Origin of the sequence: Moellerella wisconsensis ATCC 35017 (assembly GCF_001294465.1) — a bacterium.
GTDB lineage: Bacteria > Pseudomonadota > Gammaproteobacteria > Enterobacterales > Enterobacteriaceae > Moellerella > Moellerella wisconsensis.
Genome location: NZ_LGAA01000031.1, coordinates 1 through 2,383, shown reverse-complemented (window position 1 = coordinate 2,383; position 2,383 = coordinate 1). Strand labels below are relative to the sequence as shown.

General features: G+C 51.5%; 1 rRNA gene. It reads left to right on the top strand.

What is annotated here, in order from left to right:
* Positions 1-2,342 (top strand): 23S ribosomal RNA (locus M992_RS14195); the annotation flags it as partial.
* Positions 2,343-2,383 lie beyond the last annotated feature (41 nt).

Here is a 2,383-nt window from a genome sequence, read left to right as displayed (position 1 = left end):
CCTTTTGTATAATGGGTCAGCGACTTATATTCTGTAGCAAGGTTAACCGAATAGGGGAGCCGTAGGGAAACCGAGTCTTAACTGGGCGAATGAGTTGCAGGGTATAGACCCGAAACCCGGTGATCTAGCCATGGGCAGGTTGAAGGTTGGGTAACACTAACTGGAGGACCGAACCGACTAATGTTGAAAAATTAGCGGATGACTTGTGGCTGGGGGTGAAAGGCCAATCAAACCGGGAGATAGCTGGTTCTCCCCGAAAGCTATTTAGGTAGCGCCTCGTGAATTCATCTTCGGGGGTAGAGCACTGTTTCGACTAGGGGGTCATCCCGACTTACCAACTCGATGCAAACTACGAATACCGAAGAATGTTATCACGGGAGACACACGGCGGGTGCTAACGTTCGTCGTGAAGAGGGAAACAACCCAGACCGCCAGCTAAGGTCCCAAAGTCATAGTTAAGTGGGAAACGAAGTGGAAAGGCTCAGACAGCCAGGATGTTGGCTTAGAAGCAGCCATCATTTAAAGAAAGCGTAATAGCTCACTGGTCGAGTCGGTCTGCGCGGAAGATGTAACGGGGCTAAACTATGCACCGAAGCTGCGGCAGCGATATTTAGATATTGTTGGGTAGGGGAGCGTTCTGTAAGCCTGCGAAGGTGTGCTGTGAGGCATGCTGGAGGTATCAGAAGTGCGAATGCTGACATAAGTAACGATAATGCGGGTGAAAAACCCGCACGCCGGAAGACCAAGGGTTCCTGTCCAACGTTAATCGGGGCAGGGTGAGTCGACCCCTAAGGCGAGGCTGAAAAGCGTAGTCGATGGGCAACGGGTTAATATTCCCGTACTGGTGATAATTGCGATGGGGGGACGGAGAAGGCTAAGTTAGCTGGGCGACGGTTGTCCCGGTTTAAAGATGTAGGTGGGTGAATTAGGCAAATCCGGTTCACCATACACTGAGGTCTGATGACGAGTCACTACGGTGATGAAGTAACTGATGCCATGCTTCCAGGAAAAGCCTCTAAGCTCTAGATTATCATTAATCGTACCCCAAACCGACACAGGTGGTCAGGTAGAGAATACTAAGGCGCTTGAGAGAACTCGGGTGAAGGAACTAGGCAAAATGGTGCCGTAACTTCGGGAGAAGGCACGCTGGCGTTAGGTGAAGTGATTTACTCACGGAGCTGAAGCCAGTCGCAGATACCAGCTGGCTGCAACTGTTTATTAAAAACACAGCACTGTGCAAACACGAAAGTGGACGTATACGGTGTGACGCCTGCCCGGTGCTGGAAGGTTAATTGATGGGGTTAGCGCAAGCGAAGCTCTTGATCGAAGCCCCAGTAAACGGCGGCCGTAACTATAACGGTCCTAAGGTAGCGAAATTCCTTGTCGGGTAAGTTCCGACCTGCACGAATGGCGTAATGATGGCCAGGCTGTCTCCACCCGAGACTCAGTGAAATTGAACTCGCTGTGAAGATGCAGTGTACCCGCGGCAAGACGGAAAGACCCCGTGAACCTTTACTATAGCTTGACACTGAACATTGAGCCTTGATGTGTAGGATAGGTGGGAGGCTTTGAAGTGTGGACGCCAGTCTGCATGGAGCCAACCTTGAAATACCACCCTTTAATGTTTGATGTTCTAACGTAGACCCATTATCTGGGTTGCGGACAGTGTCTGGTGGGTAGTTTGACTGGGGCGGTCTCCTCCCAAAGAGTAACGGAGGAGCACGAAGGTTAGCTAATCACGGTCGGACATCGTGAGGTTAGTGCAATGGCATAAGCTAGCTTGACTGCGAGAGTGACGGCTCGAGCAGGTACGAAAGTAGGTCATAGTGATCCGGTGGTTCTGAATGGAAGGGCCATCGCTCAACGGATAAAAGGTACTCCGGGGATAACAGGCTGATACCGCCCAAGAGTTCATATCGACGGCGGTGTTTGGCACCTCGATGTCGGCTCATCACATCCTGGGGCTGAAGTAGGTCCCAAGGGTACGGCTGTTCGCCGTTTAAAGTGGTACGCGAGCTGGGTTTAGAACGTCGTGAGACAGTTCGGTCCCTATCTGCCGTGGGCGTTGGAAGATTGAAAGGGGCTGCTCCTAGTACGAGAGGACCGGAGTGGACGCACCACTGGTGTTCGGGTTGTCATGCCAATGGCATTGCCCGGTAGCTAAGTGCGGAAGAGATAACCGCTGAAAGCATCTAAGCGGGAAACTTGCCTTGAGATGAGTCTTCCCTGACTCCTTGAGAGTCCTGAAGGAACGTTTAAGACTAAGACGTTGATAGGCTGGGTGTGTAAGCGGTGCGAGCCGTTGAGCTAACCAGTACTAATGAACCGAGAGGCTTAACCTTACAACACCGAAGGTGTTTTAGAGAGACACCGAATGATTTAG